Source organism: Pseudomonas antarctica (assembly GCF_001647715.1).
GTDB classification, from domain to species: Bacteria; Pseudomonadota; Gammaproteobacteria; order Pseudomonadales; family Pseudomonadaceae; genus Aquipseudomonas; species Aquipseudomonas antarctica_A.
On record NZ_CP015600.1, the window covers coordinates 4,971,147 to 4,989,928 of the forward strand.

At 60.6% G+C, this 18,782-nt stretch carries 12 protein-coding genes; 1 reads left to right on the forward strand and 11 read right to left on the reverse strand.

Translation table 11 applies throughout. The features are described from left to right. Nucleotides 1-74 precede the first annotated feature (74 nt). From astD to A7J50_RS22570, 4 genes are all read right to left on the reverse strand, one after another. The gene (gene astD / locus A7J50_RS22555) at nt 75-1,541 is read right to left on the reverse strand and encodes a succinylglutamate-semialdehyde dehydrogenase (RefSeq protein WP_064453793.1); all 1,467 of its coding nucleotides are present in this window, start codon (nt 1,539-1,541) and stop codon (nt 75-77) included. Beyond that, on the reverse strand, nt 1,541-2,566 hold the full coding sequence (astA, locus tag A7J50_RS22560; protein ID WP_053257616.1) for an arginine N-succinyltransferase: 1,026 nt from the start codon (nt 2,564-2,566) through the stop codon (nt 1,541-1,543). The genes astD and astA overlap by 1 nt, the downstream gene beginning before the upstream one ends. Before the next feature lie 51 nt (nt 2,567-2,617). Beyond that, nucleotides 2,618-3,637 (reverse strand): arginine/ornithine succinyltransferase subunit alpha, encoded by a 1,020-nt coding sequence (gene aruF / locus A7J50_RS22565; protein WP_064453794.1) that lies wholly within the window; start codon nt 3,635-3,637, stop codon nt 2,618-2,620. Between the two features lie 245 nt (nt 3,638-3,882). Beyond that, entirely contained in the window at nt 3,883-5,103 is a 1,221-nt protein-coding gene (locus tag A7J50_RS22570) for an aspartate aminotransferase family protein (protein WP_064453795.1), read from the reverse strand. Nucleotides 5,104-5,408: 305 nt separating this feature from the next. Between A7J50_RS22570 and A7J50_RS22575 the strand changes: the two genes are divergently transcribed. Beyond that, on the forward strand, nt 5,409-10,454 hold the full coding sequence (locus tag A7J50_RS22575; RefSeq protein WP_064453796.1) for a leucine-rich repeat domain-containing protein: 5,046 nt from the start codon (nt 5,409-5,411) through the stop codon (nt 10,452-10,454). Here A7J50_RS22575 and argR read toward each other — a convergent pair whose 3' ends face one another. From argR to acs, 7 genes are all read right to left on the reverse strand, one after another. Beyond that, nucleotides 10,455-11,435, reverse strand: coding sequence for a transcriptional regulator ArgR (gene argR / locus A7J50_RS22580; protein WP_064453797.1), 981 nt, complete (start codon nt 11,433-11,435; stop codon nt 10,455-10,457). It abuts the gene before it with no gap. 246 nt (nt 11,436-11,681) lie between these two features. Next, nucleotides 11,682-12,446, reverse strand: coding sequence for an ABC transporter ATP-binding protein (locus A7J50_RS22585; RefSeq protein WP_003214336.1), 765 nt, complete (start codon nt 12,444-12,446; stop codon nt 11,682-11,684). A 27-nt stretch (nt 12,447-12,473) separates the two neighbouring features. Further along, the gene (locus tag A7J50_RS22590) at nt 12,474-13,586 is read right to left on the reverse strand and encodes a succinylglutamate desuccinylase/aspartoacylase family protein (protein WP_064453798.1); all 1,113 of its coding nucleotides are present in this window, start codon (nt 13,584-13,586) and stop codon (nt 12,474-12,476) included. Nucleotide 13,587: 1 nt separating this feature from the next. Next, nucleotides 13,588-14,286 carry an ABC transporter permease gene (locus A7J50_RS22595; protein ID WP_064453799.1) on the reverse strand — a complete coding sequence of 233 codons (699 nt, stop codon included), beginning with the start codon at nt 14,284-14,286 and terminating at the stop codon, nt 13,588-13,590. Further along, entirely contained in the window at nt 14,283-14,972 is a 690-nt protein-coding gene (locus A7J50_RS22600; protein ID WP_053257623.1) for an ABC transporter permease, read from the reverse strand. The genes A7J50_RS22595 and A7J50_RS22600 overlap by 4 nt, the downstream gene beginning before the upstream one ends. A 91-nt stretch (nt 14,973-15,063) precedes the next feature. Then, nucleotides 15,064-15,849: an ABC transporter substrate-binding protein gene (locus A7J50_RS22605; protein WP_017138432.1), complete on the reverse strand. Its 786-nt coding sequence runs from the start codon at nt 15,847-15,849 to the stop codon at nt 15,064-15,066. A gap of 696 nt (nt 15,850-16,545) precedes the next feature. Further along, on the reverse strand, nt 16,546-18,501 hold the full coding sequence (gene acs, locus A7J50_RS22610; protein ID WP_064453800.1) for an acetate--CoA ligase: 1,956 nt from the start codon (nt 18,499-18,501) through the stop codon (nt 16,546-16,548). Nucleotides 18,502-18,782 lie beyond the last annotated feature (281 nt).

Here is an 18,782-nt window from a genome sequence, read left to right on the forward strand (position 1 = left end):
ACTCGGTCTTTCAGTAAAACCGAGGTGACGCTATCGCAGGCAAGCCAGCTCCCACATTTAGATCAGTGTCAGCTTCACTTCAGCGTTATACCTGGCGTCAGCGTGGCTGGAACCACCAGGCTTGGCGTTTCCAGGGACGCCACCGGGTACGCGCAATAATCCGCTGCGTAATAGGCACTGGCGCGGTGGTTGCCCGAGGCCCCTACCCCACCGAACGGCGCGGTGCTGGCGGCGCCGGTCAGCTGTTTGTTCCAGTTGACGATACCGGCACGGCTTTCCAGCCAGAACTGCTGGTAACGCGCTTCGGAATCCGACAACAAGCCAGCGGCCAGGCCGTACTGGGTGTTGTTGGCCTCGGCAATCGCCGCGGCAAAATCAGCGTAGCGGATCACCTGCAACAGTGGGCCGAACAGCTCTTCATCTTTGCGCTCGGTCACACCGGTCACGTCGATGATGCCTGGGGTCAGCAACGCGGCCTGATCCTGCGGCTGAGTCATTTCCAGCAGTGCCACAGCACCATTGGCCAACATCAGTTCCTGGGCGTCCATCAAGGCTTTCGCCGCACCAAGGGAAATCACCGAGCCCATGAACGGCGCCGGCTGCTGGTCAAATGCGCCCACTTCAATCGTCGCGCTGACCGCCACCAGGCGCGCCAGCAACGCATCGCCCCAGGCGCCTTCCGGCACCAGCAAGCGGCGTGCACAGGTGCAACGCTGGCCAGCAGAAATAAACGCCGACTGGATGATGGTGTAGACCGCCGCATCCACGTCGGCCACTTCGTCGACCACCAGCGGGTTGTTGCCGCCCATTTCCAGGGCCAGGATCTTGTCCGGGCGCCCGGAGAACTGCTGGTGCAGGTGGTTGCCGGTGCGGCTCGAACCGGTGAAGAACAAACCGTCGATACCCGGGTTGGCCGCCAGCGCGATGCCGGTTTCCCGCGCACCTTGCAGCAGGTTCAGCACACCTGCCGGCAAACCGGCTTCGATCCAGCACTGCACGGTCAGCTCGGCGACTTTAGGGGTCAGCTCGCTCGGCTTGAACAGCACGGTGTTACCCGCCAGCAGCGCCGGGACGATATGCCCGTTCGGCAAGTGGCCCGGGAAGTTATAAGGGCCGAACACCGCCACCACGCCGTGGGGTTTGTGGCGCAATACGGCGGTGGCGTCGCCCAGGGGGCCGCTCTTTTCGCCGGTACGTTCACGGTAGCTTTGCACCGAGATCGCAATCTTGTTGGCCATGCTGGTGACTTCGGTGGCCGATTCCCACAGTGGCTTGCCGGTTTCCTCACCGATGCAACGGGCGATTTCATCGGCACGGCTTTTCAGCGTGGCGGCGAAGGTTTCCAGCACGCTGATGCGTTCTTCCAACGAGCGCCGGGCCCAGCCCGGGAATGCCTGGCGCGCAGCCTGCACGGCGGACTCGACCTGCTCGGCGGTGGCGCCATTGCCGGTCCACAGCACCTGCTGGGTCACCGGGTTGCGCGATTCAAACAGTTCACCCTGGCCGGTCAGCCAAGTACCTGCGATATACAGCGAATTCATTACTTGGACTCCCGGGCAGCAGACAACGGAACAGCACGCACTTGATCACCCACCACCAGTTGCAGGCGTTTGGCGGTCAACGGATCGACCACCAGGGTGCCTGCCGCCAGACGGGCTGGTGCGGCGGTAATGCGGCACTCCTCGCGCTTGCGGTTATGGATCAGGAACGGCGTGGCGTCGTCCCCCGGCGTGCCGATGGCCAACACCAGTGACTGGCTGTCGCGCACCGCACGGATTTTGCTGGTCTCACATTCCACCGCCGGGCCGGCGTCGAAGATATCGACATAGCCCTGGTAGCTGAAACCTTCGCTCTTGAGCATGCTCAGCGCGGGCTCGGTATCGGGGTGGACCTTGCCGATCACATTGCGCGCGTCTTCGGAAAGGAAGCAGCTGTACAGCGGAAACTTCGGCATCAGCTCGGCGATAAACGCCTTATTGCCCACGCCGGTCAGGTAGTCGGCCTGGCTGAATTCCATCTTGAAGAAGTGCCGGCCCAGGCTTTCCCAGAACGGCGAACGCCCGGCTTCGTTGGACACGCCGCGCATCTCGGCAATGATCTTGTTGCCGAACAGCTGCGGGAATTCAGCGATAAACAGCATGCGCGCCTTGGCCAGCATGCGGCCGTTGAGGCCGTTGCGGTAATCGGCATGCAGGAACAACGAGCACAACTCGGAATTGCCGGTGAGGTCGTTGGCCAGAAACAGCGTCGGAATCTCACGGTAGATGTTCAGCTCCTGGGAAGCGCTGACGGTCAGCCCCACCCGGAAGTTATACCAAGGCTCACGCAGGCCGACGGCACCGGCGATGGCAGAAATACCCACCACGCGGCCTTCGTCGTTTTCCAGCACGAACAGGTAGTCGGCATCACCCCGCCCGGCTTCGCCGCGAAAGGTTTTTTCCGCCCAGCCAACCCGGTGGGTCAGGCGCTCTTCGTTGGCCGGCAAGGTGGTGAGGCCGGTGCCGGTGCTGCGCGCCAGATCAATCAGGGCCGGTAAATCGCTGCTGCGTACGGGACGAACGATCATGCTATCTCCTCAAACAGGCCGCTGTTGCCAGCCACCCGCGAAACTCTGTGTTTAAACCGCAACCAGACGCACGCTGGCACCTTCACCGACGCCCAGGGCCTCAGCGGTGTCCAGGTCCAGGGTCACCGGTTTGCCGGGCGCGTAGTCCAGGTCCAGCATCACCGCGCGGTAATCCTGCAACTGCGCGTTGCTCACCAGGTACTGGCGGCCGACACCCTTGAGCATCTCGCCGATCTTCACCGGCACCACGCGGCTCTGCGCGATCGAACGAATACCCGAAACCCGCGCGTGCAGCGTCGGGCCGCCGTCGAAGATGTCGATGTAATGGTCGGTCTCGAAGCCTTCGCGCATCAGGATGTCGAAGGTGATCTGCGCACGCGGGTGCACCTGGCCCATGGCTTCCTGCGCTGCGTCCGGCAGCAGCGGCACGTAGATCGGATAATGCGGCATCAGCTCGGCGAGGAACGTGCGGCTTTTCAGCCCGCACAGGCGCTCGGCGGCGGCGTAGTTGAGGTCGAAGAAGTTGCGGCCAATGGCGTCCCAGAACGGCGAGTCGCCGTTCTCGTCGCTGTAGCCGACAATCTCGGTCACCACCGAGTCGGCAAAGCGCTCGGGGTGGCTGGCGACGAACAACAGGCGACCACGGGAATTGAGTTCCGACCACGCTGAACCGACCAGCTCCGGCACCACGTAGAAACTGGTGAGCAAGCTGTTGCCGGTGAGGTCGTGGCACTGGGAAAGCACGTGAATCTTGTTGTGAATTTTCAGCTCGCGGGAGGCGTGCACGAAGGTTTCGTTACGGAAGCTGTAGAACGGCTCCGAGTAACCGGCCGACGCGACGATGGCCGAGCAGCCGGCGAGCTTGCCGGTGTCGGTGTCTTCGAGCACGAAGAAGTAGCTCTCTTCACCGTTGAAACTGACCTCGGCCGCGAAGGACGCTTCGCTGGCGGCGATCTTGTCGCTCAGGCGTTCCACATCATCCGGCAAGGAGGTGACACCAATCGGGCTGTCCGCAGCCAGACGCTGTACCTCGCCCAGATCAGCCATTTGCGCGGGGCGCATCACCAGCATGGTGTCACTCCTTAACTCGAAAAACTCACAGGAAAAAATGCCAGGCACGCATTTGAAACCAGCGAAGGTCAAGTGTGGGAGCGGGCTTGCTCGCGAATGCGGTGGTTCAGTCACCTGAAATGTTGAATGACACACCGCTTTCGCGAGCAAGCCCGCTCCCACATTGGATCTTCACGGCTCCAATCAAGAGGCCCGGCACAAAAATTTAGGTTCGATGCCCAATGGTTTGAGCACCGAACGGCGTATCAAGCTTGCGTCAACGTCTTCACAGCACGTTCAAAACGGTCCAGGCCTTCCTGGATGTCTGCGTCGTCCACCACCAGGCTCGGGGCGAAACGCACCACGTCGGGGCCGGCTTGCAGGATCATCAGGTTTTGTTTTTCGGCCGCGTTGAACACGTCCTTGGCCTTGCCTTTGAAGGCATCGCTGAGCACACAACCTATCAGCAGGCCCAGGCCGCGCACTTCGGTGAAGATGCCGTATTGCTTGCCGATCTGCTCCAGGCGCGCCTTGAACAGGTCGTGCTTGGCGTTCACACCGGCCAGCACTTCTGGGGTGTTGATCACGTCGATCACTGCTTCCGCCACTGCACAGGCCAGCGGGTTGCCGCCGTACGTGGTGCCGTGAGTGCCGACCACCAGGTGCTTGGCCAGGTCTTCACGGGTGAGCATCGCCGCAATCGGGAAACCGCCGCCCAGGCTCTTGGCGCTGGTGAGGATGTCCGGCACCACGCCGTAGTGCTGATAGGCGAACAGGTGGCCACTGCGGCCCATGCCGGTTTGCACTTCGTCGAACACCAGCAGCGCGTTGTTCGCGTCGCACAGCTCGCGGGCGCCTTGCAGGTAAGCCAGTTCGGCCGGCAATACGCCGCCTTCGCCCTGGACCGGTTCCAGCACCACGGCGCAGGTCTTGTCCGACACAGCGGCTTTCAGCGCCGCCAGGTCGTTATAAGGAACGTGGGTGATGCCGGTGATTTTAGGCCCGAAACCATCGGAGTACTTCGACTGGCCACCGACGTTAACGGTGAACAGGGTGCGCCCGTGGAAGCTGTTCAGCGCAGCGATGATCTCGTACTTCTCAGTACCGAAACGGTCGAACGCGACGCGACGGGCCAGCTTGAAGGCGGCCTCGTTGGCTTCGGCGCCGGAGTTGCAGAAGAACACGCGCTCGGCAAAGGTGGCGTCGATCAGCTTATGCGCCAGGCGCAGGGCCGGCTCATTGGTGAAGACGTTGGACACGTGCCACAGCTTGTTGGCCTGTTCGGTCAGCGCACCGACCAGCGCCGGATGGGCGTGGCCCAATACGTTAACCGCGATGCCGCCGGCAAAGTCGATCAGCTCGCGGCCCGCCTGGTCCCATACGCGCGAACCTGCGCCACGCACGGGGATGAAGGCGGCAGGTGCGTAGTTGGGAACCATGACCTGGTCAAAATCGGCACGTTGCACCGGGGCTTGCTCAACGGACATCGGAGTCTCCTGAAGAGGAACGCCTGCCTGGAACTGGCGGGCGATGCAGGGATTGTAAGGACAGTTTTCAGTGCGGCCTTGCCGCCAAGCGACAACTTCTTATAGCGCCAACCCCGGTTTTACGCGGGTTTACGGCAATGCGACAAATAGCGTCGCAATGGCGCAGTGTAAACCAGCGGCAGATTTTTCGGCACAACGCCCCGGGATCAGAACAACCCATGCCCATTGCAATAACCCAATAACGCCGCCGCACCATCGCTTGCCGATTTACTGGCGCTCTTTTATGACGCTCAAGGATTGGCAACATGCTCGACTCTGCACAACAAACGCCGCAAGCCACCCTATCGAACCAACCTGATAGCCACTACCAGCCGCTGCAAAACGCCGTGCCGCGCTGGCTGGGCGAAACCTCCCCGCGCCACCGCCAAGCCTTGAGCAGCAACGTTGCGCGCCTGCCTCAATCCGTGCGCGATGCGAGCCCGGGCAACCGCGCTGAACTCAAACGCCTGGCCAGCGCCCACTGGGACGCCCAGAACACGGTCGAACACGCCCTGGCCAATGTGCTCGATGCCCCAGACTTTGCCGAGCCGATCCTCACCCTGGCACTGAAGACACGGTTCGACCTGGACCTGGACGTCAAAAACACCTTCCTGCGCCTCTACATTCCGCAGACGATTCCCGGCTTCCCGATCCGTTCGGGCGCGGCGCGCACCTGGACGGTGTCGCTGCTGGACGCCGTGTTGCACAACTTTGAACCCGAGGAAACCCAGGCAGATGCCTATGAAGCGGAGTCGACCTTCATCACTCGCCCCGACGCCAGGGGCCATTTCGACACGTTGCCGGCCATCAAGCGCGCACTGTCCATCAGCGCCTTTGCCCAGCTCTGCCGCGATCTGGACATCGGCGCACTGTACGCCACCTACCTGCGCGAACAGCTCGGCCTGAACGAGCCCGTCGCCAAGGCCGTCGTGCGTAGCAAGGTTGAACACAGCCAGAAAACCGAATTACAGGCTGCACTGCAGTGGGCCTTGATCACCGGCGACATCCAGCCGGATTATTTGCGCCTGATCCAGGGCCTGCTCGATGGCCTGGCCGGCATGCGCCTGGACGGCCAGGCGCTGCACTATCACGACCTGAGCCTGATGGGCGCGGACTTGCCCGGCATCATCGTGTTTGCCCCCAACCTGGAGACCACCCGTTCAGCGGCGCGTGTCGTGGCCTACATACCTGGCGACCCCGATCACCCGATCAAGGAATACCCCTCCTCCCAGGCGATGCAAAAAGAGCTGGTGCGCCAACTGCGCGACGTACGCTATCAACAGTTCTTCAGCCGTTTTGTGGCCCATGATCAGCGCGGTTTTTTCTTTGCCAACCTGGGCCAGTTGCTGAACAAGGTGACCTGGCACCCTTACGTCCAGGGCAGCAGCCTGCCGACCTGGCGGGAGACGCCCACAAATAATCCACGGCTGCGCTTTGTTGCGACACCACGCAGCGGCGACCTCAAGCGCCATCAGTACCAGCGCAAACTCAATCAACTCATCAACGACGGTCGTACCACCGCAATCGCCACGGCAACCGTCGACCGCAATGCCCGATGGGCGCGGTGGGATTCATGGGTCAACGTCGCGTCGTCAATCCTGGAAGCCGCCGCGCTGATCATCGCGCCGTTTGTGCCGTTTGCCGGCGAATTGATGATGGGCTATATGGCCTATCAACTGCTCGACGAGGTATTCGAAGGGATCATCGACTGGAGCGAAGGCGTGGGCAGTGAGGCCGTCGAGCACCTGGTGGGCGCGGTTGAAGCGCTGCTGCAATTGGGGGCCTTCGCCGTCGGCAGCACCATTGCCCTCAGCGAGTTCCGCAGGGTTTTACCCAAGCGCCTGGTCGCCTTCATCGACCGGCTTAAACCGGTAACGCTCGCCAATGGCCGCACGCTCTACTGGAAACCCGACCTTACGGTGTACGAACAGCCGATCAGCGTGCCTCCCGGAACCTATCGTGACAAGGCAGGCCTGTTCCAGCATCGCCAGCAAAGCCTGTTGCCCGTGGGCACCGGGGTCTATGCCGTGGAAAAAGCCCCGGCCTCGAGGTCCCTGCTCATCGAGCACCCTTCGCGTCCCGACGCCTACCGTCCAACCGTGCATCACAACGGCCATGGCGCCTGGCACACAGAACTGGAGCATCCGTTGCAATGGGACCGGCAAACGCTGCTTCGCCGTCTGGGGTACAGCGTGGAAGGCATCAGCGAAGCAGACCAGGCGCTGGCACTGAACATCAGCGGCGTTGACGAAAACGCGCTACGCAAAATGCACGTCAACAGCGAGACGCCCCCCGCCCTGCTCACGGATGCCTTGGACCGCTTGCGACTCGACCGGGAGATTCAAACGCTGATCGACCGGCTTGATAGCGACGACCCCCAGGCATACGGCAAGGTGGACCCTCAGACCAACCTGCAGTTGCTGACCAGCTACGGCTACTGGCCTGAAACCCGGCGCCTGCAATTTATCGATACCCAAGGGAAAACCGCCTGGACGTTTGGCGACACCTCACTGCCCGCCATCCAAATACCCGAAAGCCTGTTGAACAATGGCGGTCTGCTCAAGGCAATACTCACCCAACTGCCACCTGAGGAGGCCGCCCGTGCGTTTGGCGCAGCGGTGGGTGATTCGCGCCTGAGCCTGGACACACGCGCCGCTTATCTGCGAAAAAAACTCGCGGCCATTGCCGAGGAAAAGCGCGTTTCCTTGTTCGAATCACATTACGCAACCCTGCAAGCCACCCGCAACCCGCGGGCACAACGCCTCATGGACGCCGCCCCAGACCTGCCCGCCAGCGTTGCGGAGAAACTGCTGGAGCGCGCCACCGCACAGGAACTGGAAGAACTCGATAACCAACGCACGCCACCGCGCCTGAATCAGCTCGCGCGCAACGCCCTCGAAGAGGTACGCCTGAGCCGGGCCTATGAAGGCCTGCATTTTGGCGGCGAGAACCTGGACACCCAACGTGCGGCCCTGCACTCGCTGCCCTCACTGCCGGGCTGGTCAGACCAGGTGCGCCTGGAGCTCAGGGACTACTCCGCTACCGGCAACCTGCGCGACCAGGTCGGCGCTGCCGAGGCGCCGATTGTGCGTACGTTGGTGCGTAGCGAAACCGGCGACTACACGCTCCATGACACCCTCGGTACGCTCAACGCCCCCACCGATTTTTACTCGGCCCTTCTCAGTGCGCTGCCCGACAGCCAACGCCAGGCCCTTCAGGTGGATGTCGGTGAAGGTTCACGCCTGCGCCAGCGCATTCGCCAACACCCCGTGGCGCGCAATCAACTGCGCGAACTGCTCAGCGCAGACCCAGTCCGTAAACCGACGTATGACCCGACCCTCATGAAGCTTCTGGGCGGCATGGATGGCTATGAGGCCCAGACGCCTTACGGTGAGGGCCCGCCGCCGCTGGCGGCGCAGGTACGCGAGCTGTTTCCCGCACTTGACGATGCTCAGGTAGAGACCACACTGGCCTACCTGCAAACGCAACCCGGCGGCGCCAGCAATGAACTTGCGCGCCTGAGAGAGGAACGCCGGATGTTGCGCCAAAACCTGCAAACCTGGCAGGAAGCCATCCCCACCATCGACCCCGAAACCCAGCGTGTCATGACCCCTGAGCGACGCGATTACGAGGAAAGAACGCGCCGCCTGGTAGCCGAACAATTGGAAGAGTGCTGGCGCAGGGAAGCCGAACGCGACGAGTACTTCATGGACCCCAGTGCCAACGGTTATAGCCTCAGACTTCAGGCCGAAGGGTTAGCCGACCTGCCGGATCCGGGCTCAACGTTGAACCATGTCTCACTGCTGTCTATAACCGGCAGCCACCGCCTACTGGGCGTCGATAGTTTTTTGCAGGGTTTCCCTCGGCTGCGCCACCTGGAACTCAGGGCCATCCCATTGGGAGACGTGCCGCCACAGATCAGCACGTTCTCCACGTTGAACAGCCTGATCCTGAACGACTGCGACATTACGCTCACCCCGCAAAGCCATGCCCGATTAAACGCAATCAGTGCCTTGCACGCGCTGGACCTCCACAACAATCCACTGGGCCTCATACCCGATGTCCAGGCCATGCCCGAGCTGACCCTGCTGGACTTGTCGGCCACCGGCATCGACCGCTTGCCCAACGGCGTGCTTGATCGCCCTCAGATGCAGGCGGTTATGCTGAATGACAATGAAATGACCGAGCTCCCCCCGGCCCTATTCAGCGTGACGCCCGAAACCGCAAGAAAGTTCGACCTTTCCGGCAACCCGCTTTCACGGCAGACACTGGACCAGATCAAGACCTACTGCCAGACCCACGGTGAGTCTTTCAGCGCCCAAGCCCCCAATACAGAACGTGCCAGAGTCACGAGCCTGTACCCGACCTTTTCGGACGCCGAAGCTGATCTCGCGATCTTCCGCCTGCCCGGCGACATGGACGCCGTTGCCCCGGCATTGACCCTGCTTGAAGCCGAGTACGCTCAACTGGGCACCGACCTTCAACAATGGGCCCTGAACGTACCTGACCGCCATCCCGTCCTCGGCATCCTGCTAGATGATCAGACCATCGCCCAGGAGCAACTGGCGCGCCAGCGCGTCAAGACCTTGCTGGAAGAGGCTTGGCGTCGTGAAAGCGAGGTGGACCAGGAAAGCCTGTCGGATGACCTGACCCATTCAGTGACCATCGAAACATCAATCATAGGCCGCCTGCCGGAACTGAACGCCTCGTTCGATCATGTCACCAACCTTGAAATCGACGGCAATGGCGTGACTAACGGTGTCGATGGCACTTTGCGCTGCTTCACCAAACTGGAAACACTGACACTCAGCCATTGCAGGCTCGGAAAGTTGCCGGTGGCCTTGGCCCACATGCCGAAGCTCTCCACCCTGAACCTTGAAGAATGCGGAATCACCTTGGCCGCGCCGGACATCAACCTGCTGGGCGAAATGACCCAACTCGAGTACCTGAGCCTGACCAGTAACCCGCTGAGCCTGGCACCTGACATCAGTAACCTGCATCAGTTGAGCGCGCTTCATCTACGCAACACCGGGATAAACCAGGTGCCCCGCGGGCTGTTCAGCCTTCCGGAACTGGAGACGCTGGACCTGAGCGACAACCTGATCAGCGACATTCCCGCCGACCTGCTGGAAGCGACCACGGCCTATGGCCAGGATTGCGATTTCAGCCGCAACCCATTGTCGCCACAAAGCCTGAATTATCTGAGGCAGCACTACGCGCGCACCGGCATTGATTTTCAGGTAGATGCCGCCACCGTGGATGAGCAAGGCGTGCCCATCGTCGTAGTGGGGCCGCAGCCGATGGAAGAATGATCAGCCGCGCTCGGAAGGCACCGACGATAATTCGAACGGGCTGCTGCTGCGCCGCTGGTTGCGGTCTTCACGGGGGGTGGCACCGAAGAAGTTGCGGTAGGCGCTGGAGAAGTGCGGCCCCGAGGAGAAGCCGCACGACAGGCCAATCTGGATGATCGACTTGCTGGTTTGCATGAGCATCTGGCGCGCCTTGTTCAGGCGCAGTTCCAGGTAATACTGGCTGGGGACGCGATTGAGGTATTGCTTGAAAATCCGCTCCAGTTGTCGTCGCGACACGCACACATGCTGGGCGATTTCGTCGGTGGTCAGCGGTTCTTCGATGTTGGCTTCCATCAACAACACCGCCTGGGTCAGCTTTGGATGGCTGGAGCCCAGGCGGTTTTGCAGCGGAATGCGCTGGCGCTCGCCGCCTTCGCGGATGCGCTCCACCACCAATTCTTCGGAGACCGCACCGGCCAGCTCGGCGCCGTGGTCACGGGCCAGCACCGCCAGCAGCAGGTCGAGCACCGACATGCCGCCGCAGGCGGTCAAGCGGTCACGGTCCCAGTCGAACAGATGGCTGGTGGCAATGACTTTGGGGAAACGCTCGGCAAAATCGTCCTGCCAACGCCAGTGCACGGCGGCGCGATAGCCGTCGAGCAGACCGAGCTGGGCCAATGGATACACACCGGCCGACAGGCCACCGATCACACAACCGGCGCGCACCAACTGCTTGAGCGCGGTGCTCAGTTGCGAAGCAATGACGGTGGGCGGCTCATCCGCCAGCAGGAACAGCTTCTGGAAGCCTTCAAGCTTGCCGGCCCACGGCTCACCGGGTAATTGCCAAGCGCCATCGGTGCGCGGTTCCGCCAGCAAAAAAGACAGTTCGTACACCACGTCCGGATGCACCCGCTGAGCAACGCGCAAAGCCTCCTCAGCCAGCGAAAGCGTCAGGGCTTTTGTGCTGGGCCAAATCAGGAAACCAATTCGATGGGCGGTCATGGAGGGCTATCCGAAGCGAGTAACAGTAATGGAGACAAAGGCCAATGCTAGCCCGTAAACGAACACAAATCTCAAAACATATGGAGATCCAATGTGGGAGCTGGCTCGCCTGCGATAGCGGTGCATCAGAAACAGATGTGCCAACTGATCCACCGCTATCGCAGGCAAGCCAGCTCCCACAAGGAATTGGGGCCTATTTCAAGACTGCGAAGCATGCACTACTTCAGTGCACAAAAGCAGTCTTGACTATTTCAAGCTGCCCGAAAGGAACTGCTGCAAACGCTCGGACTGCGGGTTAACCAGCACTTCGCGCGGGTTGCCGCGCTCTTCGACGATGCCTTTGTGCAGGAACACCAGTTGGTTCGACACTTCACGGGCAAAGCCCATTTCGTGGGTCACCACCACCATGGTGCGGCCTTCCTGGGCCAGGTCCTGCATCACCTTGAGCACTTCGCCAACCAGCTCGGGGTCGAGGGCCGAGGTGGGTTCGTCGAACAGCATCACCTCAGGCTCCATCGCCAAGGCACGGGCAATCGCCACGCGCTGCTGCTCGCCGCCGGACATGTGGCCCGGGAACGCATCCTTGCGATGGCCCACGCCGACTTTGGCCAGGTAGTGCTCGGCCTTTTCACGGGCGTCTTTTTTCGACATGCCCAACACATGCACCGGCGCTTCCATCACGTTTTCAAGCGCGGTCATGTGCGACCACAGGTTGAAATGCTGGAACACCATCGACAGGCGCGAACGCATGCGTTGCAGTTGCTTGGGGTCGGCAGCCTTCATGGCGCCGTCCTTGTTGGCCACCAGTTTCAGCTCTTCGTTATTGAGCAGAATCTTGCCGGCGTGGGGTTGCTCCAGCAGGTTGATGCAGCGCAAAAAGGTACTTTTGCCCGAACCACTGGAACCGATGATGCTGATCACATCGCCGGCCGCGGCGGCCAGGGACACACCTTTGAGCACTTCATGACTGCCATAGCGTTTATGCAGGTCTTGGACTTCAAGTTTGTACATGCGGTCGGTTCTCACAAAAACAGGTGGTCAGTCGTTGAGCAAGCGCCCGTGACGCAGCGCATCGCGCCCCGCCACCTTGGCCAGCCAGAAACCCGCTTGGGCATAACGTAGCCGTTCAACGGCAAACAACACCCCTGAGGTGCCCGCGCAGACAATGCTGACGCGGTCGGTCAGGGGATCAATCACTTCAAAAATCGGCTCGCCGGTATCGACCCAGTCACCGGCTTTACGCAGGTAACTGATCACGCCGGCGTGGGGCGCAAACAACAACTCGGTGCCTTCGAAGGGCAAGCCTTCGCAGGGTTCGTGTTGCGGCGCAGGCCATTCGCCCTTGATCAGGCCTTGTTCTGCGAGGAACGCGAGAATGCCTTCAGCGTGGAAGATGGCTTCGTCGCGACCGGTGTCGGCCTGGCCGCCCAATTCCAGGGTCGTCGCCAAACACGCCAGCGGAATCTGCGCCTCGGGGAACGCCCGGGACAGACGCAACCACGGCAACGAGCAGGCTTCATCAAAGGAGCTGCCGCCGGAATCTTCCGCCAGCAGGCCGACTTTCACATTCAAGTGTGCCGACAGCGAACGCCACTGCGGCCAATGCTGGGGCAGCGCGTACATGTGCAGCGCGGCGTCGGCGTCGCAATGCAGGTCGAGGACGATATCGGCGGTGCACGCGTGGCTCAGCAGTACCCGTTGCATGCCTTGCAGCTGGCTGCTCGGCTCGGGCAACGCGTCGAGCGCATCGGTCATCGCCTGGCGGATCAAGCGCACGTTGGCATGCGGATCATCGCCCAACGCGCCCTTGAGCAACTCGACAACCGGCGCGCTCAGCTCGACAAAATCGCGATTGAAATTCTTGCCGCTGCCAATCTCGAAACGCCCCTGGTGGCTGCCTTGCAGCAACTGGCCCAGGCCCATCGGGTTGGCCACCGGCACCAGTTCGATCACGCCATTGAGCGCGCCTTGCTGTTCCAGTTCGGTGAGGCGCTTTTTCAACTCCCACGCCGCGCGCATCCCCGGCAATTCATCGGCATGCAGGCTGGCCTGGATATAGGCCTTGCGCTCGCCACTGCCAAAACGAAACACGCTCAGTTGGCGCTCGCAACCCAGGTGACCCCAGGGCAACAGGTGATCGATACGTTCCATATCAATGCTTCCTTGGAGCCAGGTAGCTCAGCCAGCGGCCTTCGGCCAACTTGAACAGGCGTACCAGGATAAAGGTCAGGCACAGGTAGAACACGCCGGCCGTGATATAGGCTTCGAACGGCAGGTAGAACTGGGCGTTCACCGTGCGCGCGGCACCCGTGATGTCGATCAAGGTGACGATGGAGGCCAGGCTGGTGGTCTGCAGCATCATGATCACTTCGTTGCTGTACTGCGGCAGCGCACGGCGCAGGGCCGACGGCAGCAGGATGCGGCGGTACAGCTTGTAGCGCGACATGCCCATGGCCTTGGCCGCTTCGATCTCGCCATTGGGCGTGGCCTTGAGGCTACCGGCAATGATCTCGGCGGTGTAGGCACTGGTGTTGATCGCAAAGGCCAGGCACGCGCAGAAGGTGGCGCTGGACAACAGCGGCCACAGGAAACTTTCGCGTACGGCCTCGAACTGCGCCAACCCGTAGTAGATCAAAAACAGCTGCACCAGCATCGGCGTGCCGCGGATCACGTAGGTGTAGAGCCAGGCAGCGCCATTGACGATCGGCTGCTTGGACACGCGCATCAAGCCCAGGGGCAAGGCGGCGAGCAGGCCAAAGAACAAGGAGATGGCGAGCAATTTCAGGGTGGTCACCAAGCCGCCGAGGTACAGCGGCATGGCATCCCAAATGACGTTGTAGTCGAAGATCATAGATCAGCCGCCCTTACGCCTACCGAGTAGCGCTTCTCAAGATAGCGCAGGGCCAACAACGACACGCTGGTAATCACCAGGTACATCGCCGCCACTGCGAGGAAGAAGGTAAAAGGCTCGCGGGTGGCATCTGCCGCCTGCTTGGCCTTGAACATCATGTCTTGCAGGCCCACCACCGAAATCAACGCAGTGGCCTTGGTCAATACCAGCCAGTTGTTGGTGAAACCGGGGATCGCCAGCCGAATCATCTGCGGCACCATCACCCGGAAAAACACCTGGAAGCTGCTCATGCCATACGCAAGGCCGGCCTCGGCCTGGCCCTTGGGAATGGCCATGAAGGCGCCACGGAAGGTTTCCGAGAGGTAGGCGCCAAAGATGAAACCCAGGGTGCCGATACCGGCGGCCAAGGGGTTCAAGTCGATATAGTCGTCATAGCCAAGCAGCGGCGCGACGCGGTTCAGCAAGTCCTGACCACCGTAGAAAATCAGCAGGATCAGCACCAGGTCGGGGATCCCGCGGATCACCGTGGAGTACAAGTCACCCAGCCAGGCCAACCAGCGCACCGGCGACAGGCGTAACGCGACCCCGATCAGACCCAGAACAATGGCCAAGGCCATGGACGACAAGGCGAGCTGAAGCGTCAACCATGCGCCATCGAGGATGACGGCCCCGTAGCCTTTCAACATGATTCAGGTCCTCGAAAAGGGGGATGAAAAAATGGCGCAAACCGCAGGAATTCTGTTGCTTGCGCCATTCTGGACAGACTGCTGCGTCGAGTTACTTAGGGTCAGCGCCGTAAATATCGAAGTCGAAGTACTTGTCCTGGATTTTCTTGTATTCGCCGTTGGCACGGATCGCTGCGATGGCTGCGTTGATCTTGTCCAGTTCGGCCTTGTCGCCTTTGCGTACCGCGATGCCGATGCCGTCGCCGAAGTACTTGGCGTCGGTGAACTGTGGGCCCACGAACGCGTAGCCTTTACCGGCCGGAGTTTTCAGGAAACCGTCTTGCAGCAAGGTAGCGTCAGCCACGGTGCCATCAAGGCGACCGGCTTCCACGTCCAGGTAGATTTCGTTCTGCGAGCTGTAAGGCACAACCGTGACGCCTTTAGGGGCCAGGACTTCCTTGGCGAAACGATCGTGGATCGAGCCGCGTTGCACGCCGATTTTCTTGCCTTTCAATTCATCCAGGCTGTCGCTGACCGTGGTGCCTTCCTTCATCACCAGCTGCGCTGGGCTCAGGTAATAGCGGTTGGTGAAGTCCACGGACTTCTTGCGGTCTTCAGTGATGGACATGGACGACAGGATCGCATCGATCTTGCGCACTTTCAGTGCCGGGATCAGGCCGTCGAACTCTTGCTCGACCCACACACACTTGACCTTCATCTCGGCGCACAGGGCGTTGCCGATGTCGTAGTCAAAACCGACGATGCTGCCATCCGGCGCCTTCGAGGCAAACGGAGGGTAAGCCGCTTCGATACCAATCTTCAGGGGCTTTTCATCAGCGAAGGCCTGCATGGACAGCACGGACAGCGCCAGGGCGCCCAACAGCACAAGTTTCTTCATCTTGGGACTCCATCGGTATAGGGCAAAAAAGCAGTATGAGCCGTGGCCCACGATGCGACTTAAGTGAAACCGAATAGCGGTGCTGCGTCCTACCCCGTTTCAACACTGGAGACGACGAGCGAGTGATCGGCATTCTAACGACAGGCCGGAAGCCGATATTTCCTCAATGCGACAACAATTTACAGAAGCACTGAGAAAGCGGTTCCAGCACATTGACAGCCTCTGAATTTTATGCAGAGACAAAAGATATTAAACCTGTTGATGCTGCAAATTGCGGGCCTATTATTCGCAAACCCTTCTAGCACGGCAAGTCTGGCGTTTAATCTTATTTCCTGGGGTGTCTAAAACGCGGTTTTTAGGGGCGTTGGCGTAGCACTTTGCCCCAGGTTTGGGCCTGAGGTTACACATTTAGGCTTCTCGGTAACATTCAGAAACGTCCTACGAGAGAAGTCGATATTTATTGGCTTGGTGGTTATGCGCGTCTGCCAGACCACGACCTCAACCAGCCTGCAAACACATTCCAACTGTGGGAGCTGGCTTGCCTGCGATAGCGGCCTGTCATCTAGCCCATTATTGCCTGACCCACCTTTATCGCAGGCAAGCCAGCTCCCACATTATCCCGCGCCGTGTTCTGAATCCCACAAAAAAGCCCCACCCGGCTTACGCCGAATGGGGCTTTGTACCACCCACCTCGCCTTACGCGACGTTCATGGTCTTGTGCGTCTCAATCAAATGCGCCACCACACCCGGGTCCGCCAGGGTGGAGATATCGCCCAACCCGTCGTACTCAGCCGTGGCAATCTTGCGCAGGATACGGCGCATGATTTTCCCGGAGCGCGTCTTCGGCAAGCCCGGCGCCCACTGGATCACGTCCGGCGAAGCAATCGGCCCGATCTCTTTGCGCACCCAGTTTTTCAGCTCCAGGCGCAACGCTTCATTTGGCTCTTCGCCGTTTTTCAGAGTGACATACACATAGATGCCCTGGCCCTTGATGTCATGCGGCACACCCACCACCGCCGCTTCGGCGACTTTAGGGTGAGCAACCATGGCACTTTCAATTTCGGCGGTGCCCATGCGGTGGCCGGACACGTTCAACACGTCATCCACACGACCGGTGATCCACCAGTAGCCATCTTCATCGCGACGGGCGCCGTCACCGGTGAAGTACATGCCACGGAACGTCTTGAAGTAGGTGTCGACGAAACGGTCATGGTCGCCGTACAGCGTGCGCGCCTGGCCTGGCCACGAATCGAGGATCACCAGGTTGCCTTCGGCAGCGCCCTCGATGATGTTGCCCAGGTTGTCGACCAGCGCCGGCACCACGCCGAAGAACGGCCGTGCAGCGGAACCCGGCTTGAGGGCGTGAGCACCCGGCAGTGGGCTCATCAGGGTGGCGCCGGTTTCGGTCTGCCACCAGGTGTCGACGATCGGGCAACGGGATTGGCCGACGTTCTTGTAGTACCAGTCCCACGCTTCAGGGTTAATCGGCTCACCCACCGAACCGAGCAAGCGCAGGCTGCTGCCATCTACACCTTCGCAGGCGGCAGTGCCGGAAGCCATCATCGCGCGGATCGCGGTTGGCGCGGTGTACAGGATATTGACCTTGTGCTTGTCGACGATCTTGCCCACACGGGTGATATCCGGGTAGTTCGGCACGCCTTCGAACAGCAGCGTGGTCGCGCCATTGGCCAGCGGGCCGTAGACGATATAGGTGTGGCCGGTGACCCAACCGACGTCAGCGGTGCACCAGTAGACTTCGCCCGGGCGGTAATCGAACACGCGCTCGTGGGTCAGGGCTGCGTACAGCAAATAGCCGCCGGTGGTGTGCTGCACGCCTTTAGGCTTGCCGGTGGAGCCGGAGGTGTAGAGGATGAACAGCGCCTCTTCGGCGCCCATCTCTTTCGGCGCGCACACGGTGCCCGCCACTTTCATCAAATCTTCGTACCAGATGTCGCGATGCTGGTTCCACTTGATGTTGCCATTGGTGCGCTTGCACACAATGACCTTCTGGATGCTGCTGGTTTCCGGGTTGGTCAGGGCGTCGTCGACGTTGGCTTTCAACGGAATTTTCTTACCCGCACGAATGCCTTCATCGGCGGTGATAACTACCTTCGACTTACAGTCGATGATGCGACCGGCCAGGGCCTCAGGCGAGAAACCGCCAAACACCACGGAGTGAATCGCACCGATGCGGGTACAGGCCAACATGGCGACCACGGCTTCGGGGATCATCGGCATATAGATAGTCACTACATCGCCGCGGTGCACGTCCTGGCCACGCAGGGCGTTGGCGAACTTGCAGACTTCTTCATGCAGCTCGCGGTAAGTGATGGTGCGGCTTTCGGCAGGGTCGTCGCCCTCCCAGATGATCGCTGCCTGATCGCCACGCTCGGCGAGGTGACGGTCCAGGCAGTTGTAGGAAACGTTCAGGGTGCCATCGGCAAACCATTTGATGTCGACGTGGTGGTCGTCGAAAGAGGTCTGCTTCACCACGGTGAAAGGCTTGACCCAGTCAAGGCGCTTGGCTTGCTCGCGCCAGAAGCCATCGGGGTTGACCACCGACTGCTGGTACATGGCCTTGTAGGTTGCCTCGTCGGTCAGCGTGTTGGCTGCTACTTCGGGGCGAACGGGGTACAGGGAAGCCGCACTCATCTTTCTTACCTCGGTGACATAGTTGTTGTTGTATGGCCCCTGTTGTAGCCGGGGTGGGCCTATAGAACCATTCGACGATGGTAGTAACAAGACCCTACAAAATACCCAGCTATCCCCATTTATGGCTCTGGCCCGCGGCCTGCGTGGCTTTGGCACTGCATGAAAAAACCTTTACCACGGGATTGTTACAAAAACCGCCAATAGTGTTTATCAAAAGCACGGGTATATGAATATAACCCGCACGCCTAAAATCAGCTCCGCCAACACGGCACTGTGATTAA

Coding starts and splice junctions, on each gene's coding strand:
- astD (WP_064453793.1), bottom strand. CDS start 1,541: ATGAATTCGCTGTATATCGCAGGTACTTGGCTGACCGGCCAGGGTGAA.
- astA (WP_053257616.1), bottom strand. CDS start 2,566: ATGATCGTTCGTCCCGTACGCAGCAGCGATTTACCGGCCCTGATTGAT.
- aruF (WP_064453794.1), bottom strand. CDS start 3,637: ATGCTGGTGATGCGCCCCGCGCAAATGGCTGATCTGGGCGAGGTACAG.
- A7J50_RS22570 (WP_064453795.1), bottom strand. CDS start 5,103: ATGTCCGTTGAGCAAGCCCCGGTGCAACGTGCCGATTTTGACCAGGTC.
- A7J50_RS22575 (WP_064453796.1), top strand. CDS start 5,409: ATGCTCGACTCTGCACAACAAACGCCGCAAGCCACCCTATCGAACCAA.
- argR (WP_064453797.1), bottom strand. CDS start 11,435: ATGACCGCCCATCGAATTGGTTTCCTGATTTGGCCCAGCACAAAAGCC.
- A7J50_RS22585 (WP_003214336.1), bottom strand. CDS start 12,446: ATGTACAAACTTGAAGTCCAAGACCTGCATAAACGCTATGGCAGTCAT.
- A7J50_RS22590 (WP_064453798.1), bottom strand. CDS start 13,586: ATGGAACGTATCGATCACCTGTTGCCCTGGGGTCACCTGGGTTGCGAG.
- A7J50_RS22595 (WP_064453799.1), bottom strand. CDS start 14,286: ATGATCTTCGACTACAACGTCATTTGGGATGCCATGCCGCTGTACCTC.
- A7J50_RS22600 (WP_053257623.1), bottom strand. CDS start 14,972: ATGTTGAAAGGCTACGGGGCCGTCATCCTCGATGGCGCATGGTTGACG.
- A7J50_RS22605 (WP_017138432.1), bottom strand. CDS start 15,849: ATGAAGAAACTTGTGCTGTTGGGCGCCCTGGCGCTGTCCGTGCTGTCC.
- acs (WP_064453800.1), bottom strand. CDS start 18,501: ATGAGTGCGGCTTCCCTGTACCCCGTTCGCCCCGAAGTAGCAGCCAAC.